The following is a 20,572-nucleotide window of genomic DNA, read 5'->3' as shown; positions in this document are numbered from 1 at the left end:
TTACCTTCTTTTTATCATATATTTGATTATTTGAATATATAGAAGACATTACTCCCCTTATCGAACAAAGTCAACGCGAAAACACAACTTCCTGCTAGTTTAGACAAAAAAAACAAGGTGCTCCTTGATGTTCTCGCGGATGCCCTTGCATGTTCGGTTATGACTCATTGCGAATGACTTCAAGTAATGAAATGGCGTCAACGAGATGATTGTCGAAAATCCGCTTCGCGACAACAAGCAAATCTTTGATCAGCGGGTCGCGCAGCGAATAAATGACCGAGGTTCCGTCTTTTACGCCTGTAACCACGTTCTTGTTTCGCAATACCGACAGTTGCTGAGAAACGGCGGATCCTTCCGAACCCAATATACTTTGCAATTCGTTTACGTTCTTTTCCCCTTCGCTCAGAACTTCCAGAATTCGAATTCTCATCGGATGCGCCAGCGCTTTAAAAAAGTCGGCTTTAAATTGTTGGATCGTTGGATTCATGGCGTAAGCCCCCTAATGGCAGAACTTCTGAACATATGAATATCATAACATAACTTAAACGAGGAATTTACGACAGAGGTATTTTACGTAAACGCCAATCGAGTAGGACCATGCGCAATTGCATGTGCCTCTCACAAGAACCAGGACGTGCGGGTCGTTGCATCCGGTTCCTCCACGATTATCCCCACTGAGATACTGATCAAGCCGTGCTTTAACCGTTGCGGTCTTGTACACAGGTTACCGCTTCGCGGGAAATGATGGGGACTTTCACGCCTTAGTCGGCGCGCTGCAAAGCGCACAAAGGGCCACCCCTTGCAGCGCGTGCTGCGGGAGTGGCCCTTTCTCGATCGTTCAGGAGCGAATCTTGCGTAGCTTATTTCTTCGGCGCGATCGTATGGATCGGATGGCCCAGCGCGAGCTCGGCCGCGTCCATCGTGATCTCGCCCAGCGTCGGATGCGCATGGATCGTCAAGGAGATATCCTCGACCGTCGCGCCCATCTCGATCGCGAGACCCAGCTCGGCGATCATGTTGGACGCTTCGACGCCGGCGATCTGAGCGCCGAGCACGAGGCCCGTATCGGCTTCGGAGATGATCTTCATGAAGCCGTCTGCGCCGCCCAGCGTGACCGCGCGGCCGTTGCCGCCGAACGGGAACTTGCTGGACTTGACGTTGTAGCCCTTCTCCTTGGCTTCCTTCTCGGTGTAGCCGACGCTCGCGCACTCCGGATCGGTGAACGCGACGGCCGGAATGCACTTGTAGTCGACCTTGGAAGGCAGGCCCGCGATCGCTTCAGCCGCCACCTTGGCTTCGTACGAAGCTTTGTGCGCCAGCGCCGCGCCCGGCACGATGTCGCCGATCGCGAAGATGTGCGGGATGCTCGTGCGGCATTGGTCGTCGACTTCGACGAGGCCGCGGTCGGTCAGCTTGATGCCGATCAGGTCGAGGCCCAGCTCTCCGTCCGTGTTCGGACGGCGGCCGACGGTGACGAGCAGGTACTCCGCCGTGACGGTCTTCGTCTCGCCGTTTACTTCGTATGTGACCGTTACGTCTTTGTCCGTCTGCTCGGCGCTCTTCGCAAGCGCGCCGTTGACGATCTCGACTTTGTTCTTCTTGAGTTTCTTCACGACGAGCTGGCTCATGTCCTTGTCGAAGCCGGGCAGGATCGTGTCGGCGCCTTCGAGGATCGTGATCTCGGTGCCGAACTTCGCGTACATCTGGCCGAGCTCGGCGCCGATGTAGCCGCCGCCGATGACGACGATGCTCTTCGGCACTTCGGGCAAGGACAGCGCTTCGGTCGAAGACAGGATACGGCCGCCGAACGGGAACGGCTTCAGCTCGATCGGGCGGGAGCCCGTCGCGATGATGCAGTTCTTGAAGCGGTAGCGCGGCGCTTCCTGGTCGTTGAACAGACGGGCTTCATGCTCGTTGATGAACATGACTTCGCCTTGGAACAGTTGAACTTTGTTCGCTTTGAGCAGCATCTCGACGCCGCTCGTCATTTTGTTCACGACGGAGCCTTTGTATTCCTGCACTTTGCCGAAGTCGACGCCGACGTTGTCCGCGGACAGGCCGTAATCGGCCGCGTGAAGCATCGATTCATAGTGATGCGCCGCGTTGATGAGGGCTTTGGACGGGATGCAGCCAACGTTCAAGCAGACGCCGCCGAATTTGCCTTTGTCCGCGATGATGACCTTCTGTCCGAGCTGCGCGGCGCGGATCGCCGCGACGTAACCGCCGGGCCCTGCTCCGATTACTAATGTGTCGATGTCCAGAGAAGCGTCTCCTACTACCATCGATTACACCTCCATGACGAGCAGCTCGGGATCGGCGAGCAGCTGTTTAATGTAGTTAAGGAAATTCTGAGCCGTAGCGCCGTCAATGATCCGGTGGTCGAAGCTGAGGCTAAGCGCCATGACGGACGCCGCGACGACTTCGCCGTTCTTAATGACCGGCTTCTCGGAGATGCGGCCGGTGCCGAGGATCGCGACTTCCGGGAAGTTGATGACCGGCGTGAAGAACATGCCGCCCGCGGAACCGATGTTCGTGATCGAGATGGTGCTGCCCCGCATCTCGTTCGGGGAGAGCTTGCCGTCGCGGCCGCGGGTCGCCAGATCGCGAATCTCATTGGCGACGGTCCAGACATTCTTGCGGTCCGCATCGAAGATGACCGGCACGAGCAAGCCGTTGTCCGTATCGGTCGCGATGCCGACGTTGTAGTACTTCTTGTAGACGATCTCGTTGGCTGCTTCGTCGATCATCGCGTTCAAGGCAGGGAACTCGCGGCAAGCCGCGACGAGCGCCTTGACGATAAACGGCAGATACGTCAGCTTGACGCCTTTCTTCTCGGCGACCGGCTTCGCGCGCGTACGGAGCGCGACGAGCGCGGAAACGTCCACTTCGTCCATGAGCGTGACGTGCGGAGCGGTGTACACCGATTTGACCATCGCGTTGGCGATCGCCTTGCGGACGCCCTTGAACGGCACGCGCTCTTCGACGCCGGGGCCGGCCTGTACGGCGCGGGCCGCCGGGGCCGCTGCGGACGCTTGTCCGGCTGAGGCTGGCGCTTCGGATGCCGCCGCAGGAGCAGCCGCTCCGCCGCCGGAGAATCCGAGCACGTCTTCGCGGGTGATGCGGCCGTTCTTGCCGGTGCCGCCCACTTCGGCGATGTTGACGCCCTTCTCGCGCGCTAGCTTGCGAACGCTAGGCGTTGCCAGGACAGGCCCATTGTTGGAAGGCGCAGCCGGCTTCGCTTCGGCCGCAGGCGCAGCCGTTGCCGCAGGCGCTTCCGCCGCAGGCGCTTGCGCGGGCTGACCCTTCGTATCGGCGCCGCCTGTAGCCGCGCTGCCGCCGCCGTTGCTATCGCCATGGCTGTCCGCATGCGCTTGCTCCGGCAGTTCGCCTTCGGCCTCGATGACGGCGACGACTTCGCCAACGCGCATCGTCTGGCCGTCTTTGGCGAGCACTTCGAGCACCTTGCCGTTGACCGGGCAAGGCACTTCCATGATCGCTTTGTCGTTCTGTACTTCCATGAGAATATCTTCGTCTGTTACCGCTTGGCCTGGCGCGATGTGCAGCTTGACGATCTCGCCTTCGTGCAACCCTTCGCCAAGTTCGGGGAACCGGTATTCGAATCTAGCCACGTGGCCTACCTCCTGTCCTCTTAGAACTGCAGCACTTGGTTAACGGTCTTCACGATGCGCGCCGGCGTCGGCAGCCATGCATCCTCGATGAGGGCGAACGGATAGACCGTGTCCGGTCCCGCGCACCGAAGCACGGGCGCTTCCAGGTGCAGGATGGCTTTCTCGTTGATCTGCGCGATGACCTCCGCGGCCGCGCCGGAAGTCTTCTGCGCTTCCTGCACGACGATCGCGCGGTTCGTCTTTTGGATGGAAGCGACGATCGTATCGATGTCGAGCGGGAGCAGCGTACGAAGGTCGATGACTTCGGCGGATACGCCGTTCTTCTCCAGCTCCTCCGCCGCCTTCACTGCGGTATGAACCATAAGTCCGTAAGCGATGATCGTAACGTCCTTGCCTTCGCGGACGACCTTGGCTTTGCCGATCGGCACGGTATATTCGCCTTCCGGCACCTCGTCGCGGAACGCGCGGTACAAGTTCAAGTGCTCCATGAAGAAGACCGGATCGTTGTCGCGGATCGCGGAGATGAGAAGGCCCTTCGCGTCGTACGGGTTCGAAGGGACGATGACCTTCATGCCCGGCGTCTGGATGGCGAGGCCTTCCAGCGAGTCGGTGTGCAGCTCGGCCGCTTTGACGCCGCCGCCGAACGGCGTGCGGAAGACGATCGGCGCGTTGTAGCGTCCGCCGGAACGGTAGCGCATCCGGGCGGCTTGTACGAACATTTGGTCCAATGCTTCATAGATGAATCCGACGAACTGGATCTCCGCGATCGGGCGGAATCCTTGGATGCCGAGACCGACGGCCAGGCCGCCGATGGCGGATTCGGCCAGCGGCGTATCGAATACCCGCTGTTCCCCGAACTCCGCTTGCAGTCCTTCCGTGGCACGGAAGACGCCGCCGACCTTGCCGACGTCTTCGCCGAAAATCAGCACGTTCGAGTCGCGCTTCAGTTCGACCCGCATCGCGTCCTTAATCGCCTCAATCATATTCATTTGCGCCATGCTGTGAACTCTCTCCCATCTATGGATTGTCAGCCGTGTCGACGGTTTAACTTAGAAATCGGCCTTCTGCTCTTCGAGATGCGCCGGCGTTTGCTCGAACATGGAGTCGATCAGGCCCGCGACGGTCATCTTCTCCGTCTGCTCGGCTTTCTTGATGTGCTCAGCTACAGCCGCCTTGGCTTCTTCCTTCACGCGGGCGGTCTCTTCCTCGGACCAGAGTCCCTTCGCTTCCAGGTACTTGCCGAAGCGCACCAGCGGATCCTTCAGGCTCCACTCCTGCTCTTCTTCCTTCGTGCGGTACTTGGTGGCGTCGTCGGACATCGAGTGCGGGCGGAACCGGTACGTGATCGCTTCGATCAGCGTCGCTCCCCCGCCGTTGCGAGCGACCTCGGCCGCTTCTTGCACGGCGGAGATGACGGCCAGCACGTCCATGCCGTCGATCTGAACGCCGCGAACGCCGGCTGCGAGCGCCTTGTGGGCGATCGATTGGGCGCCGGTCTGCTTGGCGAACGGCGTCGTGATGGCGTAGCCGTTGTTCTGTACGAAGTAGATGACCGGCAGCTTAAAGGAGCCTGCGAAGTTCAAGCCTTCGTAGAAGTCGCCTTCGGAGGAACCGCCGTCGCCCGTGTACGTGATGGCGACGCGCTTCTCGCCCTTCAGCTTGAAGCCCATCGCGACCCCCGTCGCGTGCAGGATCTGCGCGCCGATGATGATCTGCGGCATGAGCACGTTGACGCCTTCGGGGATCTGGCCGCCGTGCTGATGGCCGCGGGAATACAGGAACGCCTGATACAGCGGCAGGCCGTGCCAGACCAGCTGCGGCATATCGCGGTAGCCCGGGCAGACGAAGTCGTCCTTCGTGAGGGCGTACTCGCTGCCGACCATCGTGCCTTCTTGGCCGGAGACCGGCGCGTAGAAGCCCAGACGGCCTTGGCGGCCCAGGTTGATGGCGCGGTCGTCCCAAGTGCGGGTAAATACCATACGGTACATGATTTCTTTCAGTTGCTCGTCGGACAGCTTCGGCATCGCGTCGGGATTGACCACTTCGCCTTCCGGAGACAATACCTGGAGCGGCGTTACGTCTTCCGAGTGTACTACGTGCGGGAATTGTTGAACCGGCTTAGCCGGGGCGTCCAATGAACCTTTACTCATCTCGATCACCTCGTCAAGAATTGTGGAAGAGGGGTTTCTGTTATAGAATTATTATAGCTCTGTTTGATTGGTTTGGTCAAAGTAAAAAAGGCTTAATTATTGATTTTTTCGCGCTCGATCGACCATTTTGTTTGTAGTACAGGGTGATGTTTTTAGTATAACACAGTAATACAAAATGCATGGCCGAACATACTCCGCCAGGCAGGCGGAGCCGTCCATTTCTATGGTTTGCCCATGCCGAAGGATTGCCATACCCGATTCCCAAGGAGAGAGGATGTCCCCGCGTGAACCAAGACCAGCCGGTGCGGCGCACCGTCGTCAAGCGCCAGATTCCCAGCCGTTACCTGTCAACCGGAGAAAGAACCGTTCGAGTGTACTTACCCCCGTCGTACCGGGATGACCTCCAATATCCCGTCGTATATTGTCAGGACGGTGAAGATTTCTTCAACTTCGGCCGCATCGCCACCCTCTCCCACGAACGCATCGTCGGCGAAGCGTGGGAGCCGTTCGTAATCGTGGGGGTCGACGTGGACAAGAAGGTGCGCACCGAAGAGTATCAGCCGGGCAGCGACCGGCACGAAGCGTATTTGGCCTTCTGGATGGAGGAACTCGTCCCTTATATAGAAGCGAACTTCGCCGTCCGCGGCGACCTCCGCAGCCGGCTGCTCGCCGGCGATTCGCTAGGCGGCGCCGCGAGCCTGTCGATCGCGTTGCGCTGGCCGGATGCGTTCAACCGGATCCTGTCTCTCTCCGGCGCTTATTACGACACGTCGATCCGCCAGATTCAGCAGGCGTCCGATCTGTCCAACCTGTCCGTATGGATGACGGTCGGCTTGCAGGAGACGGCCTACCAGACGGATCACGGCACGTTCAACTTCGTGGAACTGAACCGGATGGCCCGCCGGCTGCTCGAACGCAAAGGCGCGTACATCGATTATCGGGAAAAAGCCGGCGAGCATAAATGGGGCTTCTGGCAGACCGAGCTTCCCGAGGCGCTGGGCGCGTTCCTGGGTCCCGAGGCGCATATGTAACCGTCGATGCCTGATCGGCGGGGGAGAACTGCAACGATAGAAAGTATCGTTACAGGAGCCTTGGAGCCGCGTACGAGGGCTGTAACGATAAAAAGTATCGTTACAGGAGCCTTGGAGCCGCATACGAGGGCTGCAACGATAAAAAGTATCGTTACAGGAGCCTTTGAGACGCATACGAGGGCTGTAACGATAAAAAGTATCGTTACAGGAGCCTTGGAGCCGCATACGAGGGCTGTAACGATAGAAAGTATCGTTACAGGAGCCATGGAGCTGCGTACGAGGGCTGCAACGATAAAAAGTATCGTTACAGGAGCCCTGGAGCCGCGTACGAGGGCTGTAACGATAGAAAGTATCGTTACAGGAGCCTTGGAGCCGCATACGAGGGCTGCAACGATAAAAAGTATCGTTACAGGAGCCTGGAAGGCGTGATGGGGCGCTGTAAAGCAACTGATATGCGGCCAGTAGTTGCGCGGGTGACGATCGCTCCCAAGCCGCCTTCGACACGGAGATTTCGGCTCACGGCATTCGGACGCAGATCATCGCCGGAACGAACTGATCGTCCCCTTATTCGGCAGCCATGGAAAAGGGCTATTCCCCGTTCGGCTCGCGCCGGGGAAATAGCCCTTCCGTCTCATCGAGCAGCCGCTGCAGATCCGCCTCGCTCCTGCCGCCTTCCCGGCGGAATGCCAGCAGCTTCTCGCGAAGCGCGAGGGCGGCCGCTTCATATCCTGCCGCATCGTCCGAACCCCCTGCCGCGCCGTCCGGATCGTACCAGACATAGCCGCCGTTCGGTCCGTTCCGCAGATAGGCGGAGCGCCACTCGTCCGGATAGACGGGCCACGGCTCTCCCAGGGCGATCGCGATCACGTCGTCGCTGCCGAGCGGGAGCAGATGATGGTAATGCTCCTCCGCTCCGCCGCCGGCGATGTTCAGGTGCCTCGCCGCATAATGAAGGTAGTGCTCTCCGCTCGCCGCGTCTTTCACGAGCCGGTAGAGCGAATGCTCCGTTTCGCCGAGCGGCTTCACCTCCTGCAGCCGCTCGGCGAGCGTATCTCCGGAGACGAACTTCAGCAGCGGGAAAGGCGTCTCCTCTTCCCCATTCGCGCGACCGATCCGATTCGTCGTCATTTGTCGTTCACCCTCCTGACCGTCGCTTCGATGAGCGCGCGCAGATCTTGATGTCTGTTCGGAAGTTCCGCCTCCCCGCCGAGCATCTGCAGCAGGTTGGACAAATCCCGCAGACGGGCGAGCCGTTCCCATTGATGAGGCAGCTTCGAACCCGAAGCGTCCTCATACCCGGCGACGAACGCCGCCTGCAGCGGTCCCTCGAACAGCCGCCCGTAGCGGAACCACTGTCCGAGATCCGCGATCGCGTGTCCCGCCATGGCGAACTCCCAGTCCAGCACGGCGCTGACGCGTCCCCCCGATACGGCGATATTCGCGGGGCGGAAGTCGCCATGGACCAAGCAGGCGTGCCGATCGAGTTCGGCCCACGTCGTCCGCCGGTCTTCGATCAAGCGCGACAAGTCGGCGGCCAATGGCTCTCCGAGCCGCTCCCGCACCCTGTCGTCCAGGAAGAACCCGAACCAGTCCGCGAGCGGGGCGAGCCCCGGTTGCGGCTGCAACCGCTCATCCAGAAAGCCCGGCGCGCCGTAGCGGACCGAATGGATGCGCGCGGCGAAGGCGCCCAACGCATGAAGCAGATCCGGTTCGGGCCTCGCGCCGGACAGCATCTCCGCCTGGAGCGAGCGGCCTTCCGCGAAGCTGTAGATGCCGAACGCGCGCCCTTCCGCCTCGCCCTGATAGCATAGCCGTTGAACGGGCACATCCAGCTGCCGCATCCGGCGGAACAGCGCGGATTCCCTGCGCCAGCCGTCATCGCCTGAGGCGTAGACGCGAAGCACCAGGGAGGAATCGCCGTCATCCGTCCAGACGCGGTAGTTCGTGTTCCGCTTGCCCTCATCGGACAGCGGAAGGACGCGAGTAAGCCGCAGTTTGGCGTCGTATTGCCTGAGCAGGCTGGCGATCTCCGCCTCCCCGATCGGCTCGAAGGGAAGCGACCGCTCCCAGTCTCGATCCATTGGTCACCTCCTAGGCCAGACTCTGCCGGATGCGCTCGAGCAGCCGGTCGCAGCCCTCGCACACGAGCGCGTACGTCTCCTCGAAGTCGCCCGTGTAGTAGGGATCGGGCACGTCCTGCAGCTTGCTGTCCGGCACGACAGAGAGGAAGCGGATGACCTCCGCCTCGGCGTCGGCGCCGATCGCGGCGCGGATGTCGCGCTCGTTGTTCCCGTCCATCGCCACGATCAGATCGAAGCGGCGGCCGTCCTCCGGCTTCAGCTGGCGGGCGCACATCCCCGCATAGGAGATCTTCTTGTCGTCCAGCAGCCTCCGAGTCCCTTCGTGCGGCGGCTTCCCGATATGCCAGTCGCCCGTTCCCGCCGAATCGATCTCGATCGCTTCCTGCAGTCCGGCCGCGTTCACCCGCTCCCGGAACACCGCTTCCGCCATCGGAGACCGGCAGATATTGCCCAAACATACGAATAAGACGCGATACGCCATTAAGATTCGACCCCGTTTTCCCCGCTGCGCGCCTGAACGTACTTGCGGCGCGGCAGCTTCCATTTATAGTGGACGGATAGCATGCGGAACAGCACGGTCAACAGGAACAGGACGATCAAATGCCACGTCGCTTTCATTTCGCCGATGCCGACTGCAAGACCCGCGGCAAGCGCCCATACGGCGTAGATCTCGTCCTTGAGCACGAGCGGCTTGCGTCCCGCCATGATATCCCGGATCATCCCGCCGCCGATGCCGGTCAGCATCGCGGCTACCATGACCGCGCTGAGCGGGAGCTTGGCGTCGACCGCGTACATCGCGCCCTGGATGGCGAAGGCGGCCAGACCGATCGCGTCGAAGAACGCCTCGCTTCGCTTCCAATGATGGATCCAAGCCATCGGCAGCACGAACACGATCAGGATCGCGACGCCCGCCGTTTTCAAGAACAAGCCCTGGTTCCAGAGCGAGGTGACGGGTACGCCGATCAGCAGGTTGCGGACGACGCCGCCCCCGAAAGCCGTAATCAGACCGAGCACGAAGACGCCCAGTATATCGTACTCTTCCTCCATCGCGACGATCGCGCCGCTGACGGCGAAGGCGATCGTGCCGATCAGGCTGAACAGCTGAAAGACGTCCAGGTGATAAAGCGTCCAATGCAATGATGACAACCCCCGGCATTCCGTTAATAAGACCTAGTCCATTGTAGCGGTTGACCGCGCCCGTCCGCAACGGTCATTTTTGGAGTCGTACAGCATGGATAAGCAACGCAACTCGCCTATCCATTGCTGTAGGACCGACGATAAAAACGCGTCGCCGTCTAGAAAGACGGCAAAGCCGTTTATACTTCGTTCGCTCCGGGACGCAATACCCGTTATACTGAACGTATTCCCAGCTTCTACGCTGCCTGACGCATTGGAGGACAACCGTCATGATCCAACCTTCCTATCGGCGCGCCGTGATCGTGACCGGCGGGACCACCGGTCCGTGGAGCCTTGCGCGCATTCGGCCGGACGATTACTTGATCGGCGCCGACCGGGGCGCCTCCTTCCTCGTCGAGCAAGGCTATGCGCCCCATCTGGCGCTCGGCGACTTCGACTCGGTCGACGACGCCCAGTTGCGCACCGTCCGAAGCCGCGCCGGAGAATTCCAAAGCTTCGACGCCGTCGACAAAGACTGGACCGATACCGAGCTCGCGCTGCGGGAGGCGCTGAAGCGCGGCTTCCGCGACATCGTCATCTTCGGCGGACTCGGCACGCGGTTCGACCATAGCCTGGCGAACGTCCATCTGCTTGCCGTCGCCCTGGACGCGGGCGCGTCGGCGTGTCTGGCGGACGCGCACAACGAGATCCGCCTCCTGGCCGATCGGTGCCGGCTGGAGGCGGATGAACGATACCCTTATGTCTCGTTGCTGCCCCTCTCCCCGCAGGTGACGGGCGTCACCTTGCAAGGGTTCGCCTATCCGCTGAACGACGCCACGCTCAAGCTCGGCATGTCGCTCGGCATCAGCAATTACCTTGTTGCGCCGGAAGGCGATATCGCCGTCCGGGACGGTTTGCTCCTCGTCATCCGAAGCCGCGACTGAGCTAGACGGTCAAGACGAGACCCGCGTGCGCGAGCCGCACGTGGGCCGGCAGACCGTAATCCCGGCGGACGTCGATGTCGTGGGACAGATGCGTGAAGACGGCGGACGGGACGGCAAGCTCTTCCACGAGCGCCAGCCCTTCGACGACGTCGTACAGCGAGCGCGTCTCCATCGGATACGGTTCATGATAATAACTCGTTCCGAGGACGAGCAGCGACACGCCCCGCAAGGGCGCTTTTTGCGCTTCCGTCAGGTTGATGGAGTCCGGACAATACGCCCAAGCGACGCCTCTGCCGGCATCGTCGAACCGGTAAGCGTAAGAGAAACCGTTCTTGCCGTGATTCACCTTCCACGTCCGAATCCGCCAATCCCCGTAAGCCATGCCGTCGTCGTTGGTCGTCGCCAGCAGCCGGCTGCCCAGCCAGGGGAACCGTTCGTCCACTTCGGCGAGCACCTCGGCCGGTCCGTAGAGACGCGCGGTCTCCTCCCGCCAGCGGCAGGCGTCCGCCCACTCGGCCAAGCCGCCGATATGATCGAAGTGCGCGTGCGTCAGCAGGCCGTGCCGGACCTGCCGAACGCCGAGCGACTCCATCTGCGTCCGCCAATCCGGCCCGCAATCGACGAGCAGCGGCGCCTCCCCCTCCGTCTCCAGCCAGACCGACGAGCGCAGCCTGACATTCGCGCCCGACGTCCGGGCTTCCGCGCAAACCGGACATTCGCAATAGACGCGGGGCGTTCCCATCGAATCCCCGTTGCCCAAGATCGTGATGTTCATGTTCATTCGCCTTTCTTCTCCCGTTCCGCCTGACGTTAGATCGGCAGCAGCCGCACCGATTCGCGGGCTTCCAGCCGCGCCATCATCTCATGCCATTCCTGCGGCTTGTTCGGCAGCGCGGCGTAATACCAGCGCAGGAAGCCGACGGGCAGCGAGGCGGGCAGCGCATCGCGCGTTTCGTCCGCGGGACGGAAGCAGAAGTCCAGTCCTTTCACCGCTTTGCCTTCGTGGTCCCAGGACGGATGGACGTAGTCAAGGTCCAGCTTCTTGAAGCCGAGGTGGGACAGCACTTCCCGGCGGACGGCCGGATGCATCGGACTCACGCGACCGGCAGCTACGCCCGTCTCCGGTTCGGCAAGCGACGGATCGTAGATCTCCGCGAACATGCCGAGCGACGCCGTCCCGCTCTCCGCCTCCAGCTGCCGCAGGTGCGCTTCGCGCTGTACGAGCAGGAACCGGCCGATGCCGAGCCCGGGTCGGCCCACGATCGTGAAGTCGGTCATCGCGACCGCGAATTCCGGCCGATAACGGTACTCCGTCGCGCCAACGACTTCGCCGTCGAGCACGGCCACGTAGACTTGAATGGTCAGGTCCAGGAGCGGCTCCTTCCAGAGATCGAACGCCAGCACTTCCTCCGGCGGGAACGCTTCCCCCATCAGCCGGTGCATTTTGGCGAAATAGGGATCGTCCACCGATCCGATTTTACGGTATTCCAAAGCCATGAACAGCTCCTCCTCCATCTTCTAAGGCTTGAACGGGTTGCGCCATTCCATCAGCGCCGCGTTCCCGCAGGAATCTTCGTCATCCAGATAATCGCGCACGACGCCGGCCGGCGAACGTCCGCAGCGAAGCAGGAACGTCAGGACCGGATCCTTGCGGCGTCCTTCGGCGACTTCGGCCACGTATCGTTCGGGCGTCAGCTCGCCCGATACGCCCCGGTAACCCGGCATCCGGCCCGCGCCGAGCAGCCGCCGGCAGCCGAGCTGCACGACGGTCTCGTACATCGACTGCATCAGCCACTTGCCGAGGCCGAACGATCGGTACGCAGGCCGAACGCAGATGTCCGCGACGTAGAGCGTCTCGCCGTCCGGCTCGTGCGTCCCGATGTATCCGTCGTCCGTCACCGACGCCCAATCGTGCCGGTCGCCTTCGCGGAACGTCCGGCGCAGCGCCGTCATGGAGCCGACGATCCGTCCGTCCACCTCCGCGCAGAGCGCGCCTTCCGGGAACCGCGTCACATGCGCGCGCAATTGCTCTTCATTCCACCACAGCTCGGACGGATAGGGCGGCGGGAAGCTCTCCGCCTGCACCTCGACGAGGCCAGGGAAGTCGCGCTCCGCGTAGTTGCGGATCACCGCAGGCGCCATCCGGCTTCCGTCCGATACGTACAGCCGCTTCAGCATCGCGTCAGCCCCCGTTTCAAGACCAATCCGGGTACAGATCCGTGCGCCGGTCCCGCCAAGTCGTGACGGACCCGGCCCGGCGTACGTCCTCGAGCAAGGCGAGATCGAGATCCGCCGTGATGAGCATATCTCCGTTGATCTCCCCTTCGCATTGAATGCCGCGCGGCGGGAACGGAATGTCGTTCGGCGTGATGACCGCCGCTTGTCCGTAGTTCGCCCGCATGAAGTCGACGCGTTCGAGCGACCCCACGGTACCGGTCGTAACGATATAGATTTGGTTCTCGACGGCCCGGGCATGGCAGCAGTAGCGCACGCGATAGAACCCGTGACGGTCGTCCGTGCAGGACGGACAGAAGATGACGTCGGCCCCCTTCGCCCGCACCATCCGCACGATCTCCGGGAACTCGATGTCGTAGCAAGTCAGCAGGCCGATCCGGCCGTACGGCGTATCGAAGACGGAGACGCCTTCGCCGTCCGAGACGTTCCAGGCTTCCTTCTCCGTCGGCGTGATATGCAGCTTGTCCTGGGTCTGATAGCTGCCGTCCGGCGCGAACAGGAATGCCGTGTTGCGCAGCGAGTCGCCTTTCTTCGTCAGATGCGTGCCCCCGACGATATAGACGCCGAACTCCCGAGCCAAGCCCGAGAAGAGTCCGAGGTAATCTTCCGCGTAATCGAGCAGACGCTCGATCGGCTGTCCCGCCCCGCCCGCTTCGACGCCGATGGAGAGCAACGGCGTCGTGACGAATTCCGGGAACAGGATGAACTGGGCCCCGTATTCCGCCGCGTTGCGCACGTAATGCGTGACCTGCCCGCGGTACGCCGCGAAGTCGCTCACGTCCCGAAGTTGGAACTGCACGGCCGATACGCGCATTTTCATAACCGGTTTCCCCCTCTCTTTTCCTCCCCTTAATTATAGGGATAGATCGCCGGGGAGCAAGCGCGGATCGACATGAGAGAATTCTCATTGATTTCTAAGAAAGGCGATTCAACCCGCACAATAGCAATCTTTCCATTCTTTTTGGGAAATTGTAGGAGGTTTCGAGTCTGCTATACTCGATCTCAACGTCATCGGATGAATACATACAACTTGGATGGAGGATATCTTACAGCATGAGCATCAAGAGCACGATCGTCCGAAAAGTCGCAAGCATCAGCCTATGCGCCGTCATCGCATTCACGGGCGCAGCCATGGCTTCGTCTCCTTCCGCGTCCGCGGCTACGACCAAAGCGGACAAAATCATCACGTTGGGCAAAAAATATTTAGGCGTCAAATATCGTTTCGGCGCCCCTTCCGGCAAGACTTCGGTCTTCGACTGCTCCAGCTTCACCCAATATATCTTCGGCAAATACGGCGTCAAGCTGCCCCGGGTGTCCAGCTCGCAAGCGACGAAGGGCAAGAAAATCGCCAAAGCCAGCTTGAAAAAAGGCGATCTCGTCTTCTTCAAAACCTCGCGCACCGGCTCCAAGATCGGACACGTCGCCGTCTACATCGGCAGCAACAAGATCCTGCACACCTACGGCAAACCCGGCGTCACGGTCACGAGTCTCAGCTCGACCTACTGGAAGCAGCATTACGTAACGGCGCGCCGCGTCCTCTAAGCTCCTCGAATAGACTGACATAGTTTTGCCTACAGCTCGACCTATCGCACCGCTATCACACAAATCCCAACACCAAGAACGGCAACGCCCGGATCTCGCATCCGGCGTTGCCGTTCTTTTGTCGCAGTTTATTTGGGAAATTGGATCGCGATCGTCGTGCCGCTGCCGGGTTTGCTGAACACCTCAACGCTGCCGCCGTGCAGTTCGATGATCCGCTTGGCGATGGACAGGCCGAGCCCGCTGCCGCCGGTCGTCCGATGACGGGCTTCGTCGACCCGGTAGAACCGCTCGAACAGATAAGGAATCTCGGCCTCCGAGATCCCGATGCCGTAGTCCGTCACTTCGAGCTGCACCGAGTTCTTGTCGGAACGGATCCGCACGTCGATCGGTTCCTTGCTGTACTTGATCGCATTGTCCAGCAAGATGAGCAGCATCTGGCGGAACTTGTCCTTGTCTCCGGTCAACTGAACGGCGGAACCGGGCGCATGCACCCGAATTTCGCGCCGGAACGTCGTACCCAGCACGCCGGACAGCTCCTTGACGACGCCGACCGCGTCGAACCGGGTCTTGTTGACCCAATCGTCCTGTTCGGCCTCCGCGAGCGTCAGCATGGAACGCGTCAACTTCTTGAGCCGCTCGGTCTCCTTGGCGATCGCCTCGATCGCCTCGTCGCGCACTTCGACGTTATCGCGGCCCCAACGCTTCAGCATGTCGGCGTAGCTCCCGATGACCGTGAGCGGCGTCTTCAGCTCGTGCGAGGCGTCGGCGACGAATTGCTTCTGCCGTTCGATCGTGCGGTCGAGCCGCTCGATCATCTGGTTGAAGGCGCGAATCAGCTGCTGCAGCTCGATCGACTCTTCCTGCCCCATCTTGACGCGCTGCAGCTTGCCGCTGCGGTCGATCTCGCGCATCGTCTGCACCATCTGGCCGATCGGCCCCGTCAGCCGGGAGGTGAACCAGTACGTCCCCAGGATGGCGAACAGGATCGCCCCGACGCTCGTCACGCTGAGCGCGCCGAGCAGGATCTGCAGATAGCCGTCCAACACCGTTAGACGCCTGGCGCTCTCCACTTCGCCGATCAGCCGATGTTCTTCGTAGATGGGGACCGACCAGAGGAGGACCCGCTGGCCGTTCAGCCGCAGCGTCTCCGAATGGGAGACGGTGCGGACGTCGATCGGAATGCTTAGCAGCTCCTTGTCGATCCCGACCGTGTTGACGACGTGGGAATCCGCGGTGACGATCCGCATCATCTCGTTCACGTTGTACATGTCGCTCAGCAGCTTCGGATCGTCGATGCCGACCATCTTCTGCTTGCGCAGCGTCTCGACGACGAGATCCGCCTTGTTCGCGAGGAGCTGAAGCTCCCCGCGCGTCGTGACGCGGATGACGAAGAAATAGACGAAGACGTTGTACAGAATCAGGATGAAGATCAGCCAAAAAACGGTGAACAGCGTAAAGCGCAGCCTAAGCGTCATGCTTCAGGCTCCCGCAGCATGTAGCCGACGCCGCGGACGGTATGAAGCAGTTTGTGCCGGTAGCCCTTGTCCATCTTCTGGCGCAGGTACCGGATGTAGACGTCGACGACGTTGGTGTCGCCGATATATTCGTATCCCCAGACGTCGGACAGAATCTCGTCGCGGGTCTTCTCCTCGTTCCGGTGACGGGCCAGATAGAGCAGCAGCTCGAACTCCCGCGGCGTCAGGTCGATCGCGTGGTCCTTGCGGAACACCTTCCGCGTGATCAGCTCGATCGTCAGATCCCCGATCCGCAGCACGTCCTCGCTCTCGCCGTCGCGCGACGCCTTGAAGATGCGCAGCAGGTTCCGCACCCGCGCGAGCAGCTCCTCCATCGCGAACGGCTTCGTCACGTAGTCGTTCGCGCCGTGCTCGAAGCCGCTGACCTTGTCGGGCACGGTATCCCGCGCCGTGAGCAGGATGACGGGCACGGCGTGGTCGTTCTGCCGCAGCCGCCGCAGCACCTCGATCCCGTTCAGCTCGGGCAGCATAACGTCGAGCAGCACGAGATCCCACTCGCCTCCGATCGCCATCTCGAGGCCGGTCCGCCCGTCGATCGCGCGGCCGACTTCGTAGCCTTCATGTTCCAATTCCAGCGTGAGGACGCGCGCGATGCCGTCCTCGTCTTCGATAATCAATATTCGTTCACCCATTGCGTATCACCTCGGTTATCAGCAAGCCCGCGTTTAACGCCGAACTTCTTTCTATTGTACCATGACTGTCTACCTAGAATCGACTGGCAGACCTTGTGGCGAAACCCCGCCTTCCGGCGGTTCAACGCGCCTCGCCCAGCGGTCCGCGCCGCCAGAACGCATCGACGGCGGCCGCTTCGCGGGCGCGCAGCCGCACGGTCTCCCCCCGCCACAAGGCGGCGGCCACCTCCTCTGCCGGCCATTGCGGCAGGCAAAGCATCGGCTCCTCGGGGAAAAGCGTCAGCCATTCGTCGCGTTCGCGAAACGCATGGTCCCGGTTCGCGATCCAGCCGGCCGCGGCTCCGTTCGCTCGCGCCATGCGCAGCAGCTCCGCGCAGCCGCGCTGCCGGCGTTCGCTCCATTTGGACGGCATGCTGTCGGCGACCAGGTAGATCGCGTCGGCTTGCTCGGCGAGCCAAGCCGACGCGCCTTGCGACTGCCACCTGCTGGACACGTCCAGCAGGACGACAGGAGCGCCCAGCTTGCGCAGCCAACCGCCGAACTCGGCCGGCGGCGGCGCCCATGCGGCGGCCGTATCGGAGAGCGGGTAGTACATGGCGCTCCCCTGCCGCCAGGCGGGCTGTACCGGCCCCGCGCCCGCAGGATCGGCGAAGGCGGCGCGCCGAGGCATGCGCCGGTCTCCGTCCAGCCGGCGGTAGAGCTCCGGCTCCCCGCCCGGGCACTCGACGAGCGCGTGCGGCACGTCGCGATCCGCGAGCCGCCGGGAGAGCATCTGGGCGGCGAACGTCGCTCCGGCGCCGGGATAGGCCGAAGCCAGCGCCACCACCGTGACGCCCGTCTCCGCGGGCTGGCGAAGCTCGGCTCCTTCGCCCGGCACGCCGCCGTATCGGCGCCACTCGCGCAGCACCTCGCCGGCGCTGCCGGGACGGTCCGCCGGCCGCTCGGAGAGCAGCCGGCCTACCGACTCCCGGAACATCGGCGGCGCGTCGTCCTGCCACGGCTCGCTCCCTTCCCGGCCGCGGCCGGCGGCATAAGCGCCGGCCGTCAGCAAGTAGTACGCGAGCGCGCCGAGACCGTACAGGTCGGTCCTGGCGTCCGTCTGGCCGCCCCGGAGCTGTTCCGGCGCGGCGAAGGCGGGCGTCCCGAGACGCATCGTATCCGCAGCCGCGCCGGGGCGGAACTGCCGGGCGATGCCGAAGTCCACGAGCACCGCGCGGTCCGCGCCGTCGATGATGACGTTCGCGGGCTTCAGATCGCGGAATACGATGGCGGGCGTCTGGGCGTGCAAATACGCGAGAACGCCGGCCAGGTGCGTCAAATAACGGATCGCCTTGGCGAACGGAAGTCGGCGTCCGTGGCGTTCGAAGCGGTCCGCCAGCGTCTCGCCGGCTACGTAGTCCATGACGATGCAGGCGAGTCCTTCGCCGTCCGGCGGCAGGTAATCGACGATCCTCGGCAGATGCGGGTGATCGAGACGGCTCAATACGCGCGCTTCCGCGATGAACGCGTCCCGCTCCTCGGGGTAAGGCCGCGTAATCTTGAGCGCTTGCCATTTGCCTCCGAGACGCAGGTCTTCGGCGAGATAGACGCTGCCCATGCCGCCCTTGCCGATGCGGCGGGCAATCCGGTAGCGTTCGGCGATGACCGCCTCTGCGGCGCCGAACGCGGAGGCATCCCCCATATGATTCGAAGCATGACCTTCCATTTCAGTCCCTCCGATTCGCGAAACGCAAAAAAATCCCGCGGAAGCCGCGGGAACGTCACGTTCCGCAGGCCGCCGCGGGATGCTTTCCCGTCGTTCGCCGTTCTATTCCGTTTAAAAAGATCGATTGACCGCATTGTAGCACAGTCCGCTTCGAATGAGAAGACAGATCGTCAGCGGCGGACCCACAGCGTCACTTCGTCGCGATTGTGGAACAGCTGCTTCACCCGGCGAACGTCGAAAGCTTCCCGGTAGTCCTCCAGCAAATCCGCGATCGTCTGGAGCGGCTTGCGGTACATCAGCTTCAGCGTGATGAGACCGGAGGCGCCGGCGGACAGCGCCGGCGCCAGCTGGCTCACGATCCGGCACGTATGATGCGGATCCCAGCTCATATCGCATACGAGCAGGTCGAACGAGCCGGGCGCGAAAGAGAGCTCCGCGGCGTTCTGCCGGAGGTGGCGCAGCATCGGATGGCCGACGAGGGAGGGGTGCATCACGGCCGGATCGACGGCCGTCACCCGCACGCCGCGCTCGAGCAGGACCGAGGACCAACCGCCCGGCGCGGCGCCGAGATCCAGCGCGTTCGAAAAGCGGTTCAGCGGCAGGCCGAACGTCTTCTCCGCCTCGAGCAGCTTGAACGCCGCGCGCGAGATGAGGCCTTCCTCCCGGCGGAACCGGACCGCCCCGCCCGGCCAGTCGGACAGGTTGTCGCGGGGCGCGGACCAGCCGAAGTAGATCGACTTCTTGGTCGCGTAGACGGACAGGATCCAACGGGCGTCCCGCGCCACGGTCTCGGCTCCCGCCGCTTGCAGCGCGGGCGTCATGAGGTCCCGGCCTTCCGCCGAGGAGAACGGGAACGGGCTGTCCTGCGATTTGCGCACTTGCACCGCGACCGCGGCGCCCTTGGCTTCGGCCGATCGCGAAGCGGCGAAGCGCGCGAGCGCGGACGCCGTCTCTTCGGGCGAGTTCGGCATCGCGACTTCCTCCTTCACGGGAAAGACGTGCCGAAGGAAGATCGGCTCGTCCGCCCGAAGCCGCCGGACCAGTTCCTCTTGGCTGTATTCGTCATGCTGAACGCGGAACGTCTCTCCCGGCGCCAGCCCGGACAACGCAATGCCGGGGAACCGTCTGCGCAGCTCCTCCATGGCGTAGGGCGCAAACCCGGGGTTGGCGGTCGCGATGAATGCGGACATGGTCATCTTCCCTTTCCTACTCGAATCCACGGCCGTTCATCCTGCCATTCGACCTGGATGGGCAGATCGTAGGCCGACATGAGCAGTTCCGGCGTCAGCACGTCCCGCTTCGGTCCGGCGGCCACGATGCGGCCGTCCGCCATCAACGCGACGTGCGTGAAGAGCGGAATGATCTCTTCGATATGATGCGTGACGTACAGCATCGCCATGCTGCGGTCGTCCAGAATGCGCTGAAGCGAATCCAGGAAGCGTTCGCGCTCGAACAGGTCGAGTCCCGCGCAAGGCTCGTCCATGATGAGCAGGTCAGGATTCGCCATCATCGTGCGCGCGAGCAGCACCTTTTTGCGTTCGCCTTGGGACAGCGTCCCGAACGGCTGTTCGGACAAGGCCGCGAGGCCAACCCGCGCAAGTTCCGCTTGCGCTTGTTCCCGCACTTCGGGCGAAACTTGCTCATAGATGCGCAGATAAGCGTTGATGCCGCCGACGACGATCTCCCAGACGGGATCGCGCAGCACCAGCTTGTCGATCAGAGCCGGGCCGATGTTGCCGATCTTCTTCCGGATCTCGCGTACGTCCACCTGACCGAAGCGATGCCCAAGCACGTCTACCGTTCCGCTTGTCGGGAACATATAGCCGGTGATCATCTCCAGCACCGTCGATTTGCCGCAGCCGTTGCGTCCGAGCAGCACCCAGCGCTCGCCGTCCCGCACCTGCAGGTCGACGCCCTTCAGAATATCGCGTTCTCCCCGCCGCAGCGTTAAATGTTGCAAGTGAATCATTGC

Annotated in this window: 21 protein-coding genes; 3 read left to right on the top strand and 18 right to left on the bottom strand. The window is 62.2% G+C overall.

The features are described from left to right. Window positions 1-157: 157 nt before the first annotated feature. From H7C19_RS00685 to pdhA, 5 genes are all read right to left on the bottom strand, one after another. Entirely contained in the window at window positions 158-487 is a 330-nt protein-coding gene (locus H7C19_RS00685; protein ID WP_185140634.1) for an ArsR/SmtB family transcription factor, read from the bottom strand. A gap of 373 nt (window positions 488-860) precedes the next feature. Continuing rightward, the gene (gene lpdA / locus H7C19_RS00680) at window positions 861-2,282 is read right to left on the bottom strand and encodes a dihydrolipoyl dehydrogenase (RefSeq protein ID WP_185140633.1); all 1,422 of its coding nucleotides are present in this window, start codon (window positions 2,280-2,282) and stop codon (window positions 861-863) included. A gap of 3 nt (window positions 2,283-2,285) precedes the next feature. Beyond that, window positions 2,286-3,629: a dihydrolipoamide acetyltransferase family protein gene (locus H7C19_RS00675; protein ID WP_185140632.1), complete on the bottom strand. Its 1,344-nt coding sequence runs from the start codon at window positions 3,627-3,629 to the stop codon at window positions 2,286-2,288. Window positions 3,630-3,649: 20 nt separating this feature from the next. After that, a complete protein-coding gene (locus H7C19_RS00670) occupies window positions 3,650-4,627 on the bottom strand; it encodes an alpha-ketoacid dehydrogenase subunit beta (RefSeq protein WP_185140631.1) in 978 nt (325 codons plus the stop codon). A 51-nt stretch (window positions 4,628-4,678) separates the two neighbouring features. After that, complete coding sequence (pdhA, locus tag H7C19_RS00665) at window positions 4,679-5,779, bottom strand: pyruvate dehydrogenase (acetyl-transferring) E1 component subunit alpha (RefSeq protein WP_185140630.1); 1,101 nt, start codon at window positions 5,777-5,779, stop codon at window positions 4,679-4,681. A 284-nt stretch (window positions 5,780-6,063) separates the two neighbouring features. Here pdhA and H7C19_RS00660 point away from each other — a divergent pair, with 284 nt between their 5' ends. After that, window positions 6,064-6,810 carry an alpha/beta hydrolase gene (locus H7C19_RS00660; protein WP_185140629.1) on the top strand — a complete coding sequence of 249 codons (747 nt, stop codon included), beginning with the start codon at window positions 6,064-6,066 and terminating at the stop codon, window positions 6,808-6,810. Between the two features lie 588 nt (window positions 6,811-7,398). Here the strand turns inward: H7C19_RS00660 and H7C19_RS00655 are convergent. The 4 genes from H7C19_RS00655 to H7C19_RS00640 are packed head-to-tail and all read right to left on the bottom strand — an operon-like array spanning window position 7,399 to window position 10,028. Then, entirely contained in the window at window positions 7,399-7,938 is a 540-nt protein-coding gene (locus H7C19_RS00655; protein WP_185140628.1) for a hypothetical protein, read from the bottom strand. Next, complete coding sequence (locus H7C19_RS00650) at window positions 7,935-8,891, bottom strand: phosphotransferase family protein (protein ID WP_185140627.1); 957 nt, start codon at window positions 8,889-8,891, stop codon at window positions 7,935-7,937. The genes H7C19_RS00655 and H7C19_RS00650 overlap by 4 nt, the downstream gene beginning before the upstream one ends. Window positions 8,892-8,901: 10 nt before the next feature. Then, window positions 8,902-9,372 carry a low molecular weight protein-tyrosine-phosphatase gene (locus H7C19_RS00645; RefSeq protein ID WP_185140626.1) on the bottom strand — a complete coding sequence of 157 codons (471 nt, stop codon included), beginning with the start codon at window positions 9,370-9,372 and terminating at the stop codon, window positions 8,902-8,904. After that, a complete protein-coding gene (locus tag H7C19_RS00640) occupies window positions 9,372-10,028 on the bottom strand; it encodes a trimeric intracellular cation channel family protein (protein WP_376775289.1) in 657 nt (218 codons plus the stop codon). The genes H7C19_RS00645 and H7C19_RS00640 overlap by 1 nt, the downstream gene beginning before the upstream one ends. A gap of 269 nt (window positions 10,029-10,297) precedes the next feature. Here H7C19_RS00640 and H7C19_RS00635 point away from each other — a divergent pair, with 269 nt between their 5' ends. After that, window positions 10,298-10,951, top strand: coding sequence for a thiamine diphosphokinase (locus H7C19_RS00635; protein WP_185140625.1), 654 nt, complete (start codon window positions 10,298-10,300; stop codon window positions 10,949-10,951). Between the two features lies 1 nt (window position 10,952). On the opposite strand, the gene H7C19_RS00630 is transcribed toward H7C19_RS00635, so the two are convergent. From H7C19_RS00630 to H7C19_RS00615, 4 genes are read right to left on the bottom strand one after another with little or no spacing between them, the layout of a single operon-like run. Further along, complete coding sequence (locus H7C19_RS00630; RefSeq protein WP_376775305.1) at window positions 10,953-11,726, bottom strand: MBL fold metallo-hydrolase; 774 nt, start codon at window positions 11,724-11,726, stop codon at window positions 10,953-10,955. A 35-nt stretch (window positions 11,727-11,761) separates the two neighbouring features. Further along, window positions 11,762-12,442, bottom strand: coding sequence for a GNAT family N-acetyltransferase (locus H7C19_RS00625; RefSeq protein WP_185140972.1), 681 nt, complete (start codon window positions 12,440-12,442; stop codon window positions 11,762-11,764). Between the two features lie 27 nt (window positions 12,443-12,469). Further along, entirely contained in the window at window positions 12,470-13,129 is a 660-nt protein-coding gene (locus tag H7C19_RS00620; RefSeq protein ID WP_185140623.1) for a GNAT family N-acetyltransferase, read from the bottom strand. 16 nt (window positions 13,130-13,145) lie between these two features. Next, window positions 13,146-14,006 (bottom strand): carbon-nitrogen hydrolase family protein, encoded by an 861-nt coding sequence (locus tag H7C19_RS00615; protein WP_185140622.1) that lies wholly within the window; start codon window positions 14,004-14,006, stop codon window positions 13,146-13,148. Window positions 14,007-14,239: 233 nt separating this feature from the next. Here H7C19_RS00615 and H7C19_RS00610 point away from each other — a divergent pair, with 233 nt between their 5' ends. After that, on the top strand, window positions 14,240-14,728 hold the full coding sequence (locus H7C19_RS00610; RefSeq protein WP_185140621.1) for a C40 family peptidase: 489 nt from the start codon (window positions 14,240-14,242) through the stop codon (window positions 14,726-14,728). Between the two features lie 128 nt (window positions 14,729-14,856). On the opposite strand, the gene H7C19_RS00605 is transcribed toward H7C19_RS00610, so the two are convergent. The 5 genes from H7C19_RS00605 to H7C19_RS00585 form a co-directional block, all read right to left on the bottom strand. Continuing rightward, complete coding sequence (locus H7C19_RS00605; protein ID WP_185140620.1) at window positions 14,857-16,203, bottom strand: sensor histidine kinase; 1,347 nt, start codon at window positions 16,201-16,203, stop codon at window positions 14,857-14,859. Continuing rightward, window positions 16,200-16,895 carry a response regulator transcription factor gene (locus H7C19_RS00600; RefSeq protein WP_185140619.1) on the bottom strand — a complete coding sequence of 232 codons (696 nt, stop codon included), beginning with the start codon at window positions 16,893-16,895 and terminating at the stop codon, window positions 16,200-16,202. Before H7C19_RS00600 ends, H7C19_RS00605 begins: the two co-directional genes overlap by 4 nt. Window positions 16,896-17,016: 121 nt before the next feature. Continuing rightward, window positions 17,017-18,600: a serine/threonine-protein kinase gene (locus H7C19_RS00595; RefSeq protein ID WP_185140618.1), complete on the bottom strand. Its 1,584-nt coding sequence runs from the start codon at window positions 18,598-18,600 to the stop codon at window positions 17,017-17,019. Between the two features lie 170 nt (window positions 18,601-18,770). After that, entirely contained in the window at window positions 18,771-19,790 is a 1,020-nt protein-coding gene (locus H7C19_RS00590) for a 23S rRNA (cytidine(2498)-2'-O)-methyltransferase RlmM (RefSeq protein ID WP_185140971.1), read from the bottom strand. Window positions 19,791-19,792: 2 nt separating this feature from the next. Then, entirely contained in the window at window positions 19,793-20,569 is a 777-nt protein-coding gene (locus tag H7C19_RS00585) for an ABC transporter ATP-binding protein (protein WP_185140617.1), read from the bottom strand. Window positions 20,570-20,572 lie beyond the last annotated feature (3 nt).

Source organism: Cohnella nanjingensis, assembly GCF_014212125.1.
GTDB classification, from domain to species: Bacteria; Bacillota; Bacilli; order Paenibacillales; family Paenibacillaceae; genus Cohnella; species Cohnella nanjingensis.
Note: the sequence above shows the minus strand (reverse complement) of the source record. Positions and strands in the feature narration are given on the sequence as shown.